16 protein-coding genes and 3 pseudogenes are annotated in these 17,988 nt (G+C 73.0%); 10 read left to right on the forward strand and 9 right to left on the reverse strand.

Annotated features, from left to right (window positions below; genetic code table 11):
* The coding region (locus ACWDD7_RS30665) for a rhodanese-like domain-containing protein (RefSeq protein ID WP_450459798.1) at positions 1-790 on the forward strand (790 nt) is incomplete at its 5' end.
* Between the two features lie 465 nt (positions 791-1,255).
* On the opposite strand, the gene ACWDD7_RS30670 is transcribed toward ACWDD7_RS30665, so the two are convergent.
* Positions 1,256-1,867 (reverse strand): TetR/AcrR family transcriptional regulator, encoded by a 612-nt coding sequence (locus ACWDD7_RS30670; protein WP_450459799.1) that lies wholly within the window; start codon positions 1,865-1,867, stop codon positions 1,256-1,258.
* A gap of 243 nt (positions 1,868-2,110) precedes the next feature.
* Here ACWDD7_RS30670 and ACWDD7_RS30675 point away from each other — a divergent pair, with 243 nt between their 5' ends.
* From ACWDD7_RS30675 to ACWDD7_RS30685, 3 genes and pseudogenes are all read left to right on the forward strand, one after another.
* The gene (locus tag ACWDD7_RS30675; RefSeq protein WP_450459800.1) at positions 2,111-3,589 is read left to right on the forward strand and encodes an APC family permease; all 1,479 of its coding nucleotides are present in this window, start codon (positions 2,111-2,113) and stop codon (positions 3,587-3,589) included.
* A gap of 58 nt (positions 3,590-3,647) precedes the next feature.
* Positions 3,648-5,225: an amidohydrolase gene (locus ACWDD7_RS30680; RefSeq protein WP_450459801.1), complete on the forward strand. Its 1,578-nt coding sequence runs from the start codon at positions 3,648-3,650 to the stop codon at positions 5,223-5,225.
* 95 nt (positions 5,226-5,320) lie between these two features.
* A pseudogene (locus ACWDD7_RS30685) lies at positions 5,321-5,415 on the forward strand.
* Positions 5,416-5,450: 35 nt separating this feature from the next.
* Here the strand turns inward: ACWDD7_RS30685 and ACWDD7_RS30690 are convergent.
* Positions 5,451-6,326: a universal stress protein gene (locus ACWDD7_RS30690; protein ID WP_450459802.1), complete on the reverse strand. Its 876-nt coding sequence runs from the start codon at positions 6,324-6,326 to the stop codon at positions 5,451-5,453.
* 413 nt (positions 6,327-6,739) lie between these two features.
* On the opposite strand from ACWDD7_RS30690, the gene ACWDD7_RS30695 reads away from it, so the two are divergent.
* Positions 6,740-7,375, forward strand: a complete 636-nt coding sequence (locus tag ACWDD7_RS30695; RefSeq protein ID WP_450459803.1) for a CBS domain-containing protein — start codon at positions 6,740-6,742, stop codon at positions 7,373-7,375.
* A gap of 30 nt (positions 7,376-7,405) precedes the next feature.
* Here the strand turns inward: ACWDD7_RS30695 and ACWDD7_RS30700 are convergent, their stop codons facing one another.
* Positions 7,406-8,119, reverse strand: a complete 714-nt coding sequence (locus ACWDD7_RS30700; protein WP_450459804.1) for a pyridoxamine 5'-phosphate oxidase family protein — start codon at positions 8,117-8,119, stop codon at positions 7,406-7,408.
* A 286-nt stretch (positions 8,120-8,405) separates the two neighbouring features.
* Positions 8,406-8,792 (reverse strand): VOC family protein, encoded by a 387-nt coding sequence (locus tag ACWDD7_RS30705; RefSeq protein ID WP_392214079.1) that lies wholly within the window; start codon positions 8,790-8,792, stop codon positions 8,406-8,408.
* 418 nt (positions 8,793-9,210) lie between these two features.
* Between ACWDD7_RS30705 and ACWDD7_RS30710 the strand changes: the two genes are divergently transcribed.
* From ACWDD7_RS30710 to ACWDD7_RS30725, 4 genes and pseudogenes are all read left to right on the forward strand, one after another.
* Complete coding sequence (locus ACWDD7_RS30710) at positions 9,211-10,356, forward strand: Cmx/CmrA family chloramphenicol efflux MFS transporter (RefSeq protein ID WP_450459805.1); 1,146 nt, start codon at positions 9,211-9,213, stop codon at positions 10,354-10,356.
* A gap of 84 nt (positions 10,357-10,440) precedes the next feature.
* Positions 10,441-10,535: pseudogene (locus tag ACWDD7_RS30715) on the forward strand.
* Positions 10,536-10,638: 103 nt separating this feature from the next.
* On the forward strand, positions 10,639-11,031 hold the full coding sequence (locus ACWDD7_RS30720; protein WP_450459806.1) for a VOC family protein: 393 nt from the start codon (positions 10,639-10,641) through the stop codon (positions 11,029-11,031).
* A gap of 195 nt (positions 11,032-11,226) precedes the next feature.
* Positions 11,227-11,577 (forward strand): ArsR/SmtB family transcription factor, encoded by a 351-nt coding sequence (locus ACWDD7_RS30725; protein ID WP_351881547.1) that lies wholly within the window; start codon positions 11,227-11,229, stop codon positions 11,575-11,577.
* 18 nt (positions 11,578-11,595) lie between these two features.
* Here ACWDD7_RS30725 and bla read toward each other — a convergent pair whose 3' ends face one another.
* Positions 11,596-12,498, reverse strand: coding sequence for a class A beta-lactamase (bla, locus tag ACWDD7_RS30730; RefSeq protein ID WP_450459807.1), 903 nt, complete (start codon positions 12,496-12,498; stop codon positions 11,596-11,598).
* Between the two features lie 264 nt (positions 12,499-12,762).
* On the opposite strand from bla, the pseudogene ACWDD7_RS30735 reads away from it, so the two are divergent.
* Positions 12,763-12,837 (forward strand): annotated as a pseudogene (locus ACWDD7_RS30735) (heme-binding protein); the annotation flags it as partial.
* Positions 12,838-12,971: 134 nt separating this feature from the next.
* Here ACWDD7_RS30735 and katG read toward each other — a convergent pair.
* The 4 genes from katG to ACWDD7_RS30755 form a co-directional block, all read right to left on the reverse strand.
* Positions 12,972-15,200 (reverse strand): catalase/peroxidase HPI, encoded by a 2,229-nt coding sequence (gene katG / locus ACWDD7_RS30740; RefSeq protein WP_450459808.1) that lies wholly within the window; start codon positions 15,198-15,200, stop codon positions 12,972-12,974.
* Between the two features lie 32 nt (positions 15,201-15,232).
* Positions 15,233-15,670, reverse strand: coding sequence for a Fur family transcriptional regulator (locus tag ACWDD7_RS30745; RefSeq protein ID WP_351870161.1), 438 nt, complete (start codon positions 15,668-15,670; stop codon positions 15,233-15,235).
* A 341-nt stretch (positions 15,671-16,011) separates the two neighbouring features.
* A complete protein-coding gene (locus ACWDD7_RS30750; RefSeq protein WP_351870163.1) occupies positions 16,012-16,749 on the reverse strand; it encodes a hypothetical protein in 738 nt (245 codons plus the stop codon).
* A 135-nt stretch (positions 16,750-16,884) separates the two neighbouring features.
* A complete protein-coding gene (locus ACWDD7_RS30755; protein WP_351870166.1) occupies positions 16,885-17,583 on the reverse strand; it encodes an acetate uptake transporter in 699 nt (232 codons plus the stop codon).
* Positions 17,584-17,988 lie beyond the last annotated feature (405 nt).

The following is a 17,988-nucleotide window of genomic DNA, read 5'->3' on the forward strand; positions in this document are numbered from 1 at the left end:
CTCCACCGAACTCCAGTCGACCATCGGCATGCAGCGCCTGACCAACTACGCCTGCCAGCCCATGGACCAGGACACCTTCGTCCGCCTCGTCACCGACGGCCAGTCCGCCGCCCCCGGCTACTTCTCCTACGACGCCGACCTCAACCGCCGCAACCGCGACCTGTTCGAGCCGCAGGAGGGCGCTCCCGCGCTGGACGCGACCGAGTTCGCCCGCCTGCTGACCGCCGGCGCCGTCGTCCTCGACGCACGCGACCAGTTCGAATTCGCCGCCGGTCACCTGGCCGGCTCGGTCAACGTCCCGCTCGACGGCCGCTTCGCCGAACAGGCCGGCAGCGTCCTCACCCCCGAGGACGAGATCCTCATCGTCGCCCCCGAGGGCCGCGCCGAGGAGACCGTCACCCGCCTCGCGCGTATCGGCTTCGACCGCGTCCACGGCTACGCCGCCGATCACGAGCAGCTCTTCCTCGCCCTCCCCGACGAGACACGCCAGGCAGGCCGGCTGACCGCCGAGGCACTGCGCGAGGAACTCACCTCCGACCAGCCGCCGCTGGTCCTGGACGTGCGCAACTGCGGCGAGCGCGCGGACGGCCGCTCCATCGAGGGCGCTCTGCACATCCCCCTGGCCGAACTGGCCAAGCGCCTCGACGAGGTCCCGGCCGAGGGCCGTCTGGTGGTCCACTGCGCCGGCGGCCACCGCTCCTCCATCGCCGCCAGCCTCATCCGGCACAGCGGCCGCACCGACGTCTACGACCTCCTCGGCGGATACGGCGCCTGGGAAACCGCCGCCTGACGCATCCGAGCTGCCGCGGGTCCGGGCGACAGAGCGGCCGCCCGGGCCCGCGGCGATTCCATGTGTGTGCCTCCCCGCCGCGCCAGCGGCGCCACGGGATCACACCGCGCCGGTGCGACTGCCGGCCGGCCCTTGGCGTGCGGGCTCGGTCCGTGATCGTCGCCGATGGTGGAGGGGCGCCCCTGACGGTGCGCGAGAGGCCGGCCCTCCCCCACCGACGTACCCGCTCTGCCCGCGGCGTGCGCGGGCGGAGCCGTTCAGCCGGAACGCCGTCCGGGGTCCTCCGGGCCGGCCAGGGACTCCGGCGTCCGCGGGCATGGGTGACTTCGGGGCTTGCCGGCCTCCGACGATCTCGGCCCCGGCAACTCGTCGACGTGGTCGGCCGGTTCAACGGTCCGGCGCAGTGCTCCCCCGACGGGACGCACGTCCGGCCTCGTCGTCCTGCCCCCGGTGACCCGCGTGGCCTCAGGAGGCGCGGTTCCCGCGGAGCGCGCGCGCGTGGTTCATGAAGGCCGCCAGGCCCACCTCGAAGGCCCGGTCGGCGCGGTGGTCGCCCACGGCGGCGAGGGCCGCGGCGAGACGGGGGGTGGCGGCGCGGTCCGTCACCCACATGGTCTCGGGGGCGGCGAGGTCGAGGGCCGAGCCCAGGACCAGGTTCTCCAGCGCGGTGATCAGCGCCATGATCCCGGCCGGCTCGAACCCGGCGTCCAGCAGCCGGGTCACCGCCCGTTCGTACTGGTCCAGGACCCGGGGCGCACGCACCGGTGAGGTCATGAGCAGCGGGATGGCGCGGGGGTGCGCGGCGAAGGCGGCCCGGTAGGAGCGGGCCCAGGCCTCGACGGCCGCGTCCCAGGGTTCGAGGTCGAGGGTGGCCGTCTCGATCGCGGAGGCGACCCGTTCGCGCAGCAGCTCCACGATGCCGTCCCGGCCGTCCACGTGGTGATAGACGGACCCCGTCTGCGCGCCGAGCCGCCTGGCTATCTGCGGGACGCTGAAGTCGCCGCACTCGTCGACGAGTTGGAGCGCGGTCGTGGTGATGCGCTCGCGGTCGAGGAGCGGGGTGCGCGGCCGTCCCATGATCGGTGTTCTCCCTGAGGTCTTCCCGGATACCCAACGGCAGGTTACATTGCGGAAACCGAGAGCCTTTAGGTTTACGACGCCGGGCGCCCCGCCATCCCCTCCGGGCACCCGGAAGCCCCGTACGTCCGGGCGCGCCTGCGCGGGTCGCCGATCCCGGTCCGGACCGCCCGCGCCCCCGTCCACCGATCGCCCCCATCGCCGGGACCCCCTCCCCTCCGCTGCCAGAAGGGCTCCCCTCGTATGTCCGTCACCACCTCCGAACTGCCCGAGGAGAAGGCGCCGTCCGACGCGGCGACCCTCCGCTCCGGTTCCCTCGGCACGGCCGACATCGCCTTCTTCGTCGTCTCCGCCGCGGCCCCGCTGACCGTCATGGCCGGGGTCGCGCCGCTCGCGATCCTGCTGGGCGGCATCGGTGCCCCGGTCGGCTATCTCCTCGCCGGGCTGACCCTCGCTATCTTCGCCGTCGGTTTCACCACCATGAGCCGCCATGTCACCCATGGCGGCGCCTTCTACGCCTTCATCACCCGGGGCCTGGGCCGCCCGGCTGGCATCGGCGCCGCCCTGCTCGCGCTGCTCGGCTACAACGGCATGGAGATCGGCGTCTACGGCCTGCTCGCCTCCGCCTGCCGCGACACCCTGCACGCCCTGTCCGGCTTCGACGTGCCCTGGCTGCCCATCTCGCTGGCCGGGCTGCTGCTCATCGGCTACGGCGGCTTCCGCTCCATCGACTTCGGCGCCAAGCTGCTCGGCGTCCTGCTGGTCGCGGAGACGGGAATACTCGTCCTGCTGGCCGGCGGGGTGCTGCTGAAGGGCGGCGCCCATGGGCTGTCCCTGGCTTCCCTGGCCCCCTCGCATGTGTTCGTGCCGGGCACGGCCGCCGTGCTCGCCTTCGCGTTCGCCGCGTTCACCGGCTTCGAGTCGACCGTCATCTACCGCCGCGAGGCCCGCGACCCGGGGCGCACCGTGCCGCGCGCCACCTATCTGGCCGTCGGATTCCTCGGCCTGTTCTACGCGTTCGTCGTGTGGATCGCCATTCAGGCGTTCGGCGACGACCAGGTGGTGCGGGCCGCCGGGAAGGACCCGGTCGGGCTGTTCTTCACCGCGATCACCACCTACGTGGGCGGCTGGGCCGCGGATCTGATGCACGTCTTCATCGTCACCAGCGTCATCGCCTCCCTGCTCGCCTTCCACAACGCCATCAACCGCTACGCGCTCGCGCTGGCGGAGGAGGGCGTACTGCCCGCCCGGCTCGGCCGGATCCACCCGCGCCACCGCTCCCCGTACGTCGCCGGCATCGCCCAGACCGTGCTCGGCGCGGTGGTCGTCCTCGCCTTCTGGGCCGCCCACGCCGACCCCTACCAGCAGCTGCTGCTGTGGGTGAACACCCCGGGAATGATCGGCCTGTTGCTGCTCCAGCTGCTCGCCGCGCTCGCCGTGCCCTGCTACTTCCGGCGGGTTCGGCACGGCGAGGGGAGCCTGCGCACGGTGGTGGCGCCGGTCCTCGCCACGGTGCTGCTCGCGACCGCGATCGTCCTGGTGGTGGGGCACATCGACCTGTTCACCGGTGCGTCCCCGGCCGTGAACGCCCTGCTCGTGCTCGCGGCGCCGGTCGTCTTCCTGCTCGGGCTGCCGTTCGCGTGGTGGCTGCGGCGCAGCCGACCGCGGGTGTACGAGGCCTTCGCCACGGAGCCCGCGCCGCCGACCGAGCCCGTCGGATGACCGGACGGGGCCACCGAAAGACCACCGAACGACCACCGCAGACAAAGGAGTTCATGGCATGCCCGCCGCAGACCTCGTCCTCACCGGTGCCCGGGTGCGCACCCTCGACCCCGACCGTCCCACCGCCACCGCGGTCGCCGTGCACGAAGGGCTGATCACCGCGGTCGGGGAGACGGCGGACGTACGGGACTGGCGCGGCCCCGGCACCGAGGTGGTCGAGCTGGGCGGGGCGCATCTGGTGCCCGGCCTGGTCGACTCCCACAGCCACCCGGTGTGGGGGCTGGAGATGGCGACCGGCGTGGACCTGTCGGGCGTACGCGATCTGGCCGGACTGCGCGCGGCGTTGGCGGGGGCCGAGCGGCTCGGGGGCTGGGTGCTCGGGCACGGCCTGGACCACAACGCCTTCGAGGGCCGCCCGATCCACCACGACCTGGTGGCCGACCTTCTCGGCGACACGCCCGCCCTTCTCCGCCTGTACGACGGTCACTCCGCCCTCGCCAACGCCGCCGCTCTGGCCGCCGCCGGGGTGTCCGGGCCGCGCTCCTTCGAGCAGCGCGCGGAGGTGGTCTGCGACGCCTCGGGCCGGCCCACCGGGCACCTGGTCGAGCATGCCGCGATGGACCTGGTGACGGCCGTCGCGCCCCGCCCCTCGGACGCCGAACGCCGTTCGCGGCTGCGGGAGTTGCTGTCCGCGATGGCGGCCACGGGACTCACCGGCGCCCATGTGATGGACGGCGGGGACCCGGAACTGGTGGCGGCGGTGGCACGGGAGACGGTCCTGCCGGTACGGCTGCGGTTCGCGCCCTGGTGCATGCCGGGCGCGGACGCCGGTGCGCTGCGTGAGCTGATCGCGCTCCAGGGCCGGGGCGGGCGGCACTGGCGGGTCGGCGGAGTGAAGTTCTTCATGGACGGCACCGTGGAGGGCGGCACGGCGTGGCTGGAGCACCCCGACTGTCACGGCCGGGGCACGGACGCGTTCTGGCCGGACCCGGAGGCCTACGCCGAGGCCGTACGCACCCTGCACACGGCCGGGGTGCGCACCGCCACGCACGCCATCGGGGACGCGGCCGTACGACACGTCCTGGACACCGTGGCCTCGCTCGGGCCGGGCGGGCACGGGGCGCACCGGATCGAGCACATCGAGACGGCGCCCGACGAACTCCTCCCCCGTTTCGCCCAGCTGGGTGTCGCGGCCTCCATGCAGCCGCCGCACACCGGGTACACCCGCGACGACGGCAGCGACGAGTGGTCCCGCCGCCTCGGCGGCGAACGGGCCGCCCGTGCCTGGCGGTTGCGGGAGCTGCGGGACGCGGGGGCCGTCGTCGCGCTCGGCTCGGACTGGCCCATCGCGCACTACGACGCCCGCGCCGTACTGGCGACCGCGCGCCACCCCAAGGGCGCCGCCGCGCGCCGCGCGGGCCTGACCCCGTTGCAGGCGCTGGAGGGCTGCACGAGCCACGCGGCCGCGGCCGCGGGCGAGTCCACGGTCGCCGGCCGTGTCGCACCCGGTTTCCGCGCCGACCTCACGGCTCTGGGCGTGGACCCCGTGCACGCGCCCGCGGACGAACTGGCCGATGCCCCGGTGGCGTTGACGGTGACGGGCGGGCATGTGGTGCACCGGGCCGCCGCCCGGTGACCGTTGGCCGAGGTCAGCCGTGCGTCAGTCCCCGGTCAGCACCTCCTGGCACTGTTGTTCCTGTGAGCGGCACGGGAAACCGGAACCGGTCACAGGGAGAGGTGCCCGGAGTGGCTGATCGGGGACCAGCGAGCTCGGCTCACGGTCGGGCCCTTCGGGGCCCGCGCAGGTTCGAATCCTGCCCTCTCCGCCCGCCACCGGTCTCCGGCGTGCTCGGTGCGGTGCTCAGTTGTGCGGGACGACCGCGACCGGGCACTCGGCGTGCTGGACGACCGCGTGGGCGACATGGCCGAGGCGTTCGCCGAGCCTGCTGCCGGTGACGCGGCGGCCCACCACGACGAGTCCGGCGCCGTCCGTGGCCCGCACGAGTTCGTCCCCGGCCCGGCCCTCGGTGACGGTCGTCGCCACGGACACGTCCGGGTACTTCTCGTGCCACGGCCGCAGGAGCGCGATCACGGCGTGTTCGGCGGCGGCCGCCCCCTCGGGACCGGCGTCGTCCTGCTCGTACACATGGCACACCCGCAGCTCGGTGGTGCGCCGCCGGGCGGCCTCGAAGGCGAACCCGATCGGCTCGTCGCAGGGGCTGCCGATGTCCAGGCCGAGTACGACGGCGCGGTACGGGATGCTCGGGATCTCGTCCGGCGCCAGCCCGGGAGCCGTCGGCAGATGCTCGTCGGCGGCGCTGCGGCCCGCTCGCACCAGCACCACCGGGCAGGGGGCGCGGCCCGCGACCCGCAGCGAGACCGAGCCGACGAGGACCCCGGCCGCGCGGCTGAGCCCGAGCGTGCCCACGACCAGCGTGTCGGCCTCGGCGGCCGCGGACAGCAGCGCGGGAACGGGCGACTCGGCGATCAGCGTCGCGGTCACGGCCAGCGTCGGATGCGCCGCCCGCACACTGTCGACCGCCTCCCGCAGCACGCGCTCCGCCCAGCCGCGCTCGGTACTGTCCTTCGTCGCCAACGGCGCCGGCTGCACATGCGCGACCCACGCGTGCGCCACGACCAGCTCCGCCCCCCTGCGTACCGCCTCCTGCGCGGCCCAGTGAGCGGCGGCAACACTCTGCGGCGACCCATCGACTCCCACCACGATCCGACCAGCCATGACGTGTCCCTCCGGATCCGAACCGCCACCACGCACTCCGTAGGACAAGCGTGCCTCGCGGAGGTGAGCCGCGCCCGTGGGCCGCCCGGCCCCTCAGGAGGGCCGGGCGGGGTCACCGGGGTGGGCGCCCGGTACCTCATGGACCCGGGAGGGCCCCAGGACGACGGGGGCGCCCACCGCGGACCCATCCGCACCCGGCCGAGTCGGCAGGCGCCCGGAATCAGGACCAAAGGTCCCGTTTCCGGGGGCGCCCGGCCCTCGGCCCCCGGGCGGCGGACGCGGCACGCTGGTGGTACCGGCTCGGACGGACAGTGGGGACAACGCCTGGCCGGGGCGTCGAGCGGGACGAGGGCGACGGGAGACCACCGCGACCCACCGGAGGAGGCCCGCGCACCCCAGAAGGAGGAAGGGCCGTGACCCACAGCACGATCGGCGAGGTGATGACCGGTGACGTCGTCACCGCGTCGGAGACGACATCGTCCGAGGTCCTCGCCCGGATGCTGGAACGGCACGGGATCAGCGGGCTGCCGGTGATCGACCAGGACGACAAGGTCCTCGGCGTCGTCTCGGCCTCCGACCTCGTGCGCGAACGGGCCGCCCGGCGACCGCAGGCCCCGGGCGAGCCCGTGCGGGAGCCGCCGGCACGGGAGCTGATGTCGACACCCGCGGTCACCGTCCACCCGGAGCAGCGCGTGTCCGACGCCGCCCGGCTGATGGAACGACGCGGTGTGGAACGCCTGCCCGTCGTGGACGAGGAGGACCGGCTGATCGGCATCGTCACCCGCCGTGACCTGCTGCGGGTCTTTCTGCGCGGGGACGACGAGATCCGCCGCCAGGTCTCCGAGGAGATCGTCGCGGGCGAGCTGGGCCTGCCGCCGGAGGCCGTCACCGTGTCCGTCCGGGACGGCGTCGTCACCCTGGCGGGCCGCGCGGAACTGCGCGGCGCCATCGCCCGCGCCGGTCTCGCGGCCTGGCGGCTGGACGGGGTCGTCGGCGTCGTCAGCCTCGTGCCGTCCGCCACCCCGGAGGGGATGGCACGACCGGGGTGATCCTCGTGGACCGGCCGATTCCCGTCGGTCTCATCCCGCTTCGATCCGACGGCCCGTGTACGCCATGGGCTCGATCCGCACCCACAGATCGCGCCCCCCGCCCGCCCAGGGGGTGCTGTACGCGCGCCGGATGAGCCGCTGTGCCTCATCGGGGTCGGTCACCGCCCGGGCCGTCCCCCGCACGAGTACGCTCCAGCCCTCGCTGAACGCGTCGTCCACCCGGTCCACCTGGAAGGCCACCTCGCGGTCGAAGCCCTGCGTGATCGCCGATCCCTCGCGCGTGCGGAACACGATCGCGCCGTCCACGACGCTGTAGTTCACCGGGAGCACCAAGGGCGCGCCCTCGGTGCTGATGGCGAACCTCCCGATGCCGTGGGTCGACAGCAGCTCCCTGCAGTCCTGTTCGCTGAGTTCGACGAACCGGGGGTCGCGGGATGCCTGCCCGAGTCCGGACGGCAGCCCGGCGAAACCGCCGCCGAGTGCCTGAGGGCTGGTACGCAGCGCCCCGGCGAGCCTGAGCAGGGTGCCGGAGTCGGGAGCGGCGGTGCTGTGCTGCTCCAGATGGGCGATGTACGCCTCGGCCATGCCGGCGCGGCCGGCCACCTCTTCCCGGCTGAGACCGAGTTCCGCGCGGCGCCGCCGGAGCCTGCGCCCGAGGTCGCCCCGCGGGGGGCCGTCCGCCGGAGCCGGAGGACGGTCCCCCGGCTCCGGCGCGCCGCTCTGGGGTGTGGGGCCTTCTGCCATGCTCGCTCACTCCTCGCCGGGATCCCGGACCGCCGGTGTGCACGGTGTTCGTCCCTCGGACTGCCGGGGGCCCTGGCTCGTACCACGTGTACCACCGGGGCACCCCGCCTACCACTTGTGTACGCCGAGGCAGCCGATCGCAGCCCGTCGTGTTCGGTCTCCCCCACTGGAGGCCGAACACCACGTCGGCACGACCGGAAACCCTGGAAGCGCCGGGCCCCGCGCGCCTCGGGCCGAACGGCCCCGCCCCGGCGGGCCGGGCCGGTGGGCCTCGCGGAGGCGTCGCCTACGGGCGGACGTACGGCCTGGTCATGATCTCCATGTTGTGGCCGTCCGGGTCGGCGAAGTACGCACCACGTCCGCCGAACAGGTGGTTGGTCCGACCGGGTTCGGTGTGCGCGGGGTCGGCGTAGTAGGTGACCCCGACCGCTTCCAGGCGGGCGAGCATGGACGCGAACCGCTCGTCGGGGACGAGGAACGCGTAGTGCTGGGACTGGATCGGCTCGTCGCGCTTCTCGTAGTAGTCGAGCGTCACGCCGTTGCCGAGGTCGACGGGGAGGAAGGGCCCGAACGGGGCGCCGACCCGCAGCCCCAGTATCGCGGCGAGGAACTCGGCCGACAGATACCGGTCGCTGGCGTAGACGGCGGTGTGGTTCAACTGGACGGTGTGCATGGGAGGTCCTGTTCTCCGGGATCGCGGGGACGGGCGCCCGGTGAACGGGCGCGGGACGGTACGTCCCGGAGGGGGCGGGCTCCTTGCCCGCCGCGCGTTCACGACAGGGCCGGAAACCCGATTCGTGCGTGGCCCCTGGCCGATCCGGCGATCACCCGGCCGACTCTACCGACGACGAAGGACCGGGGCAAAACCATGGGGGTGTCGGGGAGTTGCTCGGGTAACCTCGGGGCCGTGTCGAGTCCTGAGTCGGACAGGGTGGGGGCTTTCGGTCACGCCGTCAGCCCCCGGAGCCACTGACCTCACCGCCGTTGCGCTGTATCGTCGTGCGCTACGGCCGGGCGCGTGCGCCCCCGGGTGCTGACCGCGGTGACGAGATGACCCTCTCGCGCTTCTCCTCACCCCGGAGCCACCTTCGATGCGCCTCGCCCTCTATCCGCTCGCCCTTGCCGTCTTCGCCATGGGCACCTCGGAATTCATGCTCGCCGGCCTCGTACCGGACATCGCCGCGGACCTCGGCGTCACCGTCGGCACGGCGGGCCTGCTCACCTCGGCCTTCGCCGTCGGAATGGTCGTCGGCGCCCCGCTGATGGCCGCACTCGCCCGCAACCGTCCCGGACGGGCCGCCCTGCTCGGCTTCGTCCTCCTGTTCGCGGCCGCCCATGCGGTGGGCGCGACCGCCACCGGTTTCCCGGTGCTGTGCGCGACCCGGGTGGTGGCGGCGCTGGCGAACGCGGGGTTCCTCGCGGTGGCGCTCACGACCGCCGCCGCGCTGGTACCGCCCGACCGGAAGGGCCGTGCGCTCGCGGTGCTGCTGTCGGGCACGACGGTGGCCACGATCGCCGGTGTCCCGGCCGGATCGGTGCTGGGTACGCTGCTCGGCTGGCGGGCCACGTTCTGGGCCGTCGCCGCCCTGTGCCTGCTCGCGGCCGCCGGCATTCTCAGGGGCGTCCCCGCGCGCCCCGCGGAGAAGGGCACGGCCGGCGGACTGCGCGCCGAGCTGGCGCAGCTACGGCGGCCGCGGCTGCTCCTGGCGATGCTGCTCGGCGCCCTGGTCAACGCGGCGACCTTCGCGGGCTTCACCTTCCTCGCCCCCGTCGTGACCGGCGCCGCGGGGCTGGGCGAGCTGTGGATCTCGGTCGCCCTCATGCTGTTCGGCGCCGGTTCCTTCGTCGGTGTCGGTGTCGCCGGACGCCTGTCCGACCGGCGTCCCGGCGTCGTCGTCGCGGCCGGCGGTCCGCTGCTGCTCGTCGGCTGGCCCGCCCTGGCCGCACTGGCCCACCGGCCGGTCGCGCTGCTCACGCTGGTGTTCGCGCAGGGGGCGCTGTCCTTCGCGCTGGGCAGCACCCTGATCACGCGCGTGCTCTACGAGGCCGCGCACGCCCCCACCATGGCCGGCTCCTACGCGACCGCCGCGCTCAACATCGGCGCCGCCACCGGGCCCCTCGTCGCCGCGGCCACCCTCGCCGGATCGGAGCTGGGCCCGCTGTGGGCCGGCGGCGCGCTGGTCGCCGCGGCCCTGCTGATCGCCGTCGTGTTCCGCGCCGTGCCGGGCACCGGCTGAGGTCAGCCGTGCGTCAGTCCCCGGTCAGCGCCTGCCGGCACTGTTGTTCCTGTGAGCGGCACGGGAAACCGGAACCGGTCACAGGGAGAGGTGCCCGGAGTGGCTGATCGGGGACCAGCGAGCTCGGCTCACGGTCGGGCCCTTCGGGGCCCGCGCAGGTTCGAATCCTGCCCTCTCCGCCCGCTGCGCCGAACGGCTGACTAGACTTGACGCCGGCATCGCGTGCCGGTCACCGACCGGGTGAGGCATGGAGGTGCCGGGAGATGCCTTCGGAGGCATTCCTTGTCGGTCGATTTGAATCACACCATCGTCCATGCCCGGGACAACCGGGAGTCCGCCCGTTTCTTCACCGAGATCGTGGGCCTGGACATCACCTCGGAGTGGGGCCCGTTCGTGGCCGTCGCCCTGGGCAACGGCGTCACGCTGGACTTCGCCACCGTTCCCGAGGACAAGATCACCCCGCAGCACTACGCGTTCCTGGTCTCCGAGGAGGAGTTCGACGCCGCGTACGCGCGCATCACCGAACGCGGCATAGAGCACTACGCCGACCCGCACCGGAAGCACCCCGGCACCATCAACCACAACGATGGCGGGAAGGGCGTGTACTTCATGGATCCGGTCGGACACGCCATGGAACTGCTCACCGTTCCCTACGGCGGATGGCCCACCGCGTAGGCGACCGGGCCCCGCGGCCGGCGGTGGCCGGCCGCGGGGTGTCCAGGGGCGGGTGCGGTGTTTCCGGGGGCCGATTCGGTGGCCGCGGACCCTCCGGGTGAGGATGGACCCCATGGTGTGGACGTGTGGGTCGATGGGACGGGCCGAGGCCGGGCCGCAGGGGGCCGGTCGCCGGGCCGGTGAAGGGACGGTCCGGTGAGCAAACCGCTGTACCAGCTGAAGGCCGAGTTCTTCAAGACGCTCGGCCATCCGGCCCGCATCCGCGTGCTGGAACTGCTCAGCGAACGCGAGCACGCGGTCGCGGAGATGCTGCCCGAGGTGGGCATCGAGCCCGCCCACCTCTCCCAGCAACTTGCCGTGCTGCGCCGCGCCAACCTGGTCAGGACCCGCAAGGAAGGCTCGAACGTCTACTACTCGCTGACCAGCCCGCACGTGGCCGAGCTGCTGCGGGTGGCGCGGACGATCCTGTCCGGGGTCCTCGCCGAGCAGGCCGGGCTCCTCGCCGATCTCCAGGCCGCCCAGGGCGAGCCGCCCCGGCGCGCCTGACCTCGCTCCCCGCGGCCGTCACTCGCCGGGCGCCACCGTCCGCGCGACGATGCGGGCCGCTTCCTCGACGAGCGCCTCGTCCACCGGTGCCGTCCGGTCGGGCTTGGTCGACAGGACGGCGAGGACGACGGGCGTGCCCCGGGTCGTCCAGGCCACGCCGACGTCGTGGGCGCTCGCGTAGTCGCCGGTGCCGGTCTTGTCGGCGACGGTCCAGCCACCGGGCAGCCCGGCGCGGAACCTGTGGGCGCTGGTGGTGTTGCCCTTCAGCCAGGTGACCAACCGCTCGCGGTCGGGGGTGGGCAGGGCCCGGCCGAGGGTCAGCCGCTCGACGCTCGTGCCGACGGCCTCGGGCGTCGTGGTGTCCCGCGGGTCCCCCGGGATCGCCGTGTTCAGCTCCGGCTCCCACCGGTCGAGCCGGCTCACCTCGTCGTCGAGCGAGCGGAAGAACCGGGTGAGACCGCCGGGACCGTTCAGCTCGCGCAGCAGGAGATTGCCGGCCGTGTTGTCGCTGTACTGGATCGCCGCCGCGCACAGGTCGGCCACGGTCATGCCGGTGGCCTGGTTCTCCTGCGTGCGCGGCGAGTTGGGCAACACGTCGTGCGGCGGATAGTGGATCACCCTGTCCAGCGGCGCGCGGCGCGCCTCGTCGCGCAGCACGGCGGCCGCCGCGAACGCCTTGAACACCGAGCACATCGCGAACCGCTCCCCCGCCCGGTGGGCGAGCACCTGCCCGGTGCGGACGTTGCGCGCGTACACACCGAGCCGGGCGCCGTAGCGTGCCTCCAGGTCGCCCCACTCGTCGGCGGAAGGGGCGCCCGGTGCGGCGACGGCTCTGCCTGCCGACGCCGCGACGGCGCCGGAGGTGAGGGCGAGTCCGGCCTTCAACAGGCCACGGCGTGCGAGCGGTCGGAAACCGGTCATGGTGAAGTCCTCCCAGGGCAGGCCTTGTCGGCTGGGGTGATCCGTGGGGAACAGCGAAACAGCGGGAAGGCACTCATGTCCAAGAGTGAACCGGGCATGTTCCATGCCTTGTTGATTCGCCACGGCGACCGCGCCCGCACGTGCACGAGGACGTGCGGTGCCTGGGGGTCGTGGCACGCGGCCGGTGGCGGCATCGCCGCCCTGGCCGCCGTGGGCGCCGCGGCGATCTCACCCAGAGCACGCACCTCACCGTGAAGGCCACGGGGCATCGGCGTCGCGGGCGCCCCGTCGGGCGACCTGGACGAGACGTACGCGCGGGCGGGCGCGGCGGCGCCGGCCGCTGACGCGCGCCGGGGACGCCGTACGCCCCTGTCCCTCTGTGCGGACGCCGATGTCCGGGCCCGTCCAGCAGGGGCCCGGACATCGGCTCAGTGGTCCGGCCGGATCGAATGGACCCGGCCGGACCGATGGGGTCAGGCGATGTCGAACCGGTCCAGGTTCATGACCTTGTCCCACGCGGAGACGAAGTCCTTCACGAACTTCTCCTTCGCGTCGTCGCTCGCGTAGACCTCGGCGAGAGCGCGCAGCTCGGAGTTGGAACCGAAGACCAGGTCGGCACGGCTGCCGGACCACTTCAGCTCGCCCGTCGCGGCGTCGCGGCCCTCGAAGGTGGTCTGGTCCTCGGAGGTCGCCTTCCAGGTCGTGCCCATGTCGAGCAGGTTGACGAAGAAGTCGTTCGTGAGGACGCCGGGTGTCTCGGTGAGGACACCGAGCTGCTGGGACTGGGCGTGGTTGGCGCCGAGCACGCGCAGGCCGCCGATGAGCACGGTCAGCTCGGGGGCGCTGAGGGTGAGCAGGTTGGCGCGGTCGAGCAGCAGGTACTCGGCCGGCAGCCGGTTGCTCTTGCCGAGGTAGTTGCGGAAGCCGTCCGCGGTCGGCTCCAGCGCCTCGAAGGACTCGGTGTCGGTGTGCTCCTCGCCGGCGTCCACCCGGCCCGGCGTGAACGGCACCCGGACCTCGAAGCCGCCGTCCTTGGCCGCCTTCTCGACCGCGGCGACACCGCCGAGGACGATCAGGTCCGCCAGCGAGACCTTCTTGGCACCCGAGGAGGCGTTGAAGTCCTGCTGGACGCCTTCGAGAGTGCGCAGCACCTGGGCCAGCTCGTCGGGCTGGTTGACCTCCCAGCCGCGCTGCGGGGCGAGGCGGATGCGGGCGCCGTTGGCGCCGCCGCGCTTGTCGCTGCCGCGGAAGGTGGACGCGGAGGCCCATGCGGTGGTGACCAGCTGGCCGACGCTGAGACCGGAGTCGAGCAGCTTGCCCTTGAGCGCCGCGATGTCCGCGTCGTCGATCAGCTCGCCCTCGCGCTCCGGCAGCGGGTCCTGCCAGACCAGGGTCTCCTCCGGGACCTCGGGGCCGAGGTACAGCGACTTCGGGCCCATGTCGCGGTGGGTGAGCTTGTACCAGGCGCGGGCGAAGGCGTCGGCGAACTCCTGCGGGTTCTCGTGGAACCGGCGGGAGATGGGCTCGTAGATCGGGTCGAAGCGCAGGGAGAGGTCCGTGGTGAGCATCGTGGGCAGACGCTTCTTGGACGGGTCCTGCGGGTCGGGGATCGTGGGCTCGGCGTCCTTGGCGACCCACTGCTTGGCGCCGGCCGGGGACTCGGTCAGCTCCCACTCGTAGCCGAACAGGTTGTCGAAGAAGCCGTTGCCCCACCGGGTCGGGGTGGACGTCCAGGTGACCTCAAGGCCGGACCCGATGGCGTCCCGGCCCTTGCCGGTGCCGTAGGTGCTCCTCCAGCCCAGGCCCTGCTCCTCCAGGCCGGCGGCCTCGGGGTCGAGTCCGACGTGGTCGGCGGGGCCGGCGCCGTGGGTCTTGCCGAAGGTGTGGCCGCCGGCGATCAGGGCGACGGTCTCCTCGTCGTTCATCGCCATGCGGCGGAACGTCTCGCGGATGTCGCGGGCCGCGGCCAGCGGGTCCGGGTTGCCGTTCGGGCCCTCCGGGTTGACGTAGATCAGGCCCATCTGGACGGCACCGAGCGGGTTCTCCAGCTCGCGGTCGCCGGTGTAGCGGCGGTCGTCGAGCCAGGTGGTCTCGGGACCCCAGTAGACGTCCTCCTCCGGCTCCCACACGTCCACGCGGCCGCCGCCGAAGCCGAAGGTCTGGAAGCCCATGGACTCCAGCGCCACGTTGCCGGCGAGGACCATCAGGTCGCCCCAGGAGATCTTCTGGCCGTACTTCTTCTTGACCGGCCACAGCAGACGGCGGGCCTTGTCCAGGTTGACGTTGTCGGGCCAGCTGTTCAGCGGGGCGAAGCGCTGCTGGCCGTGGCCGGCGCCGCCGCGGCCGTCGCTGATGCGGTAGGTGCCGGCGGCGTGCCAGGCCATGCGGATGATCAGACCGCCATAGTGACCGAAGTCGGCGGGCCACCAGTCCTGCGAGGTGGTGAGCACCTCCTCGATGTCCCGCTTCACCGCCGGAAGGTCGAGGCTCCGGAACGCCTCGGCATAGTCGAATTCCTCGCCCAGCGGATTGGCCGCGGGCGGGTTCTTCGCGAGGATCTTCAGGTTGAGCCGGTCCGGCCACCACTGACGGTTGCCACCGCCCTGGGTCGGGTGTGCGGCCCGGTCGTGAACGACGGGGCAGCCACCGCTCCCCTCCTCCGACTTCGCGTCTGTGACGATCGCGTCGTGGTTCTCAGTCATGGCAATCCTTCCGAACTAAGCGGAACCAGTGCTCAGGAACTGCGGCCGGTGGAACAGTCGGGGCACAAGCCCCAGTAGACGACCTCGGCTTCGTCGATCGCAAAGCCCCAGTCGTTCGCCGCGGTCAGGCAGGGCGCTTCGCCGACGGCACAGTCGACGTCGACGACGGCCCCGCACGACCGGCACACGATGTGGTGATGGTTGTCGCCCACGCGCCCCTCGAACCGGGCCGGGTGGCCGGCCGGCTCGATGCGGCGCACGAGACCCGCCGCGGTCAGCGCGTGCAAAGCCTCGTAGACGGCTTGCAGGGATATATGGCCCACGCGGTCACGGACCCCGGAGGCGATCGCCTCGACGCCGAGGTGGTCGCCGTCCCGGACCGTCTCCAGCAGCGCGACGCGAGCCGCCGTCACGCGCAGGCCGGCACCGCGGAGCTCCTCGGCGGTGGTCGGAGTCGGGGAGGCGGTCATGGAGCCGAACCTACTCTCATAAACACGAGGGGTTCAAGAAAACGAACGATGCAATTCTGGTCTTCTGCCGGTGTACGGCTCTCACCTCTGCGGACGCATCATGTGCCCCACCCCACTCTCCCCGGACACGGCGAGCCGAACCGTCCACCGATCGGGTGAGAGGCGTTTTACGTGATGTCGCCGGGCCGATTCCGACGGTGCGTGATCGTCCGGAGGCTTCGGCGGGGCTGCGGCCGCGGACAGGCCACCGGGGAACCGGTGGCCTCACCTCCCGGCCGTCCCGGCCGGACGCCATGTCCGCCCGCCTGGCGGAGTGACCGCCCACTTGCCGATGCGTCGGCCTACTGGAGGACGTTGACGGCGCGGGCCACCACAAGGGCGACGGTCACCAGGGAGACCGAGGACTGCAGCATCATCAGCATCTTGGACCACCTGGACAGGGGCATCACATCGGTCGGGCTGAAGGCGGTGGCGTTGGTGAACGAGAGGTACAGGTAGTCGAGGAACTCGGGTTCCCAGTCCGGGGGCGCCGTTTCCGGGCTCTGCATCTGGACGAAGAGGAAGTCGGCGTACTGCCGCTGCCCGCGCACCCGGGCCATCGGTCCGCCGCGGTCCGACTCCCAGTACCACAGGGCGAAGACGATGACGTTGGTGAACCAGATGACGGCGCCGGCCCGCAGCAGCGGCACCGCGTCCCGGCCGCCGACGCCCTGCACCAGGTCCCACACCAGCCGGGCCGCCGACCAGCCGTTGGCCAGGCTGATGACCCCGATCAGGGCCAGCCCCAGCCACCGCCACCACACCGTGCTGGGCTCGACCCGCCGGGGGTTGCCCGCCACCAGGGCGGCGAGCAGGACCAGTTCGAGCACCGGCAGGACCCAGACGGGCCGCAGGAGAACGAGTCGGTGCGGCAGCACCAGTTGCAGCGCGACCGCCGCCAGCATGACGGTGGTCACGGCCCAGCGCGTCTCGCCCCGGGTCGCCCGGCGCCACGCCGGAACCAGTTCGCGTTCGCCGCTCTGCAGCAGCCGTTCGATCCTGGCCAGGCGGCCTTCGGCATCGTCCTTGTCCTCGCTCATGCGGGCCATTGTCCCGGGCCCGCCGCCGCCTGCGGCGGCGGTGGCGGTGGCGGTGGCGGTGGCGGTGGCGGTGGCGGTGGCGGTGGCGGTGGCGGTGGCGGTGGCGGTGGCGGCCGGGAGGGTACGACGTCCTCGTCAGACGGATCGCTCGTCGTGGCGCACCCGTTCGCCCTGCGCGGTCCGGATCGGACCGACGGGGAGCACGGTGCGCCCGTGCGTCTCGTTGATGACGATGGCCGCCGAGGCGTACCAGGCGGCGAGCCCCGTGAAGATGCCGAACCAGCCGCCCACCTCGGTCATGGCGTACCCGGCGCCGCCCTGGAACGACCCGATGGCCAGGAAGAGGAAGGTCAGGGTCAGCAGCACGAACACCGCGAGCACGGGGAGACTGACGCGCAGGGCGCCCACGGTCATGTAGGCGGTGAAGATCGCCCACCCGAGCAGGAACAGGCCCAGCGCGTTGTGCGCGTCACCGGCGAGCGCCACGCGCGGCGCGATCCACCAGTAGGACAGCCAGAAGGCGGCGAAGGAGACGAACGCCGTCGCGCCGAAGGTGTTGCCCCGGCGGAACTCCATGAGTCCCGCGGCGAACTGGGCGAGACCCCCGTAGAACGCGGCGAGGCCCAGAGCCGGCAGGATACCCGCGGTCTCCTTCAGCAGGTTGGTGTTGACGATCGACAGCAGCAGGGTCGTCAGGGCGAAGGCTGCCAGGCCCAAGGGGGCGGGATCGGCCCAGGCCGACGCGCGCGGAGCCGCCTCGTGCGGCGCTCCCCCGGGCGGGACCGCCCCCGGCGGCGGCTGCTCCGGGTGAAGGCTCCTCGTGTCCTCGTTCATAACCGGCATCCCTTCGACCAATGGTCAGCAGGGCCGGAGGCCCTTGCTCGCCGAGCCCGCAAACATGCTGGTCAGAGCCCCCGAGGCGGGCTGTGACGCTCACGCGCCACGTAAATGCACCTGTACAGAATGTACCCATTCAGCTCGATTCCTCGCATTTGCCGTCTGCGTGGATTCGCCACCGGCGGCGCTCCCCTTCGCCGGCTGGGTGGGGGTGGAGCAGGGTGCGGTGCGGCGCGACCCGGCTCCTCCCACTCGGCCGACTCGGCGCGGCGCGGCCCGGCCCGGCCCTGCTCGGCTGATCGCCTGGCCGCCGGGGGCGCACAGCGGTCGACGCGGCCCTCTTCGGCGGCGCCTTCTTCCGCGGCCACCGTCCCCGCCCTAGGGTGAGCCGTCATGTTCCTC

This window comes from Streptomyces sp. NPDC001056, assembly GCF_053598955.1.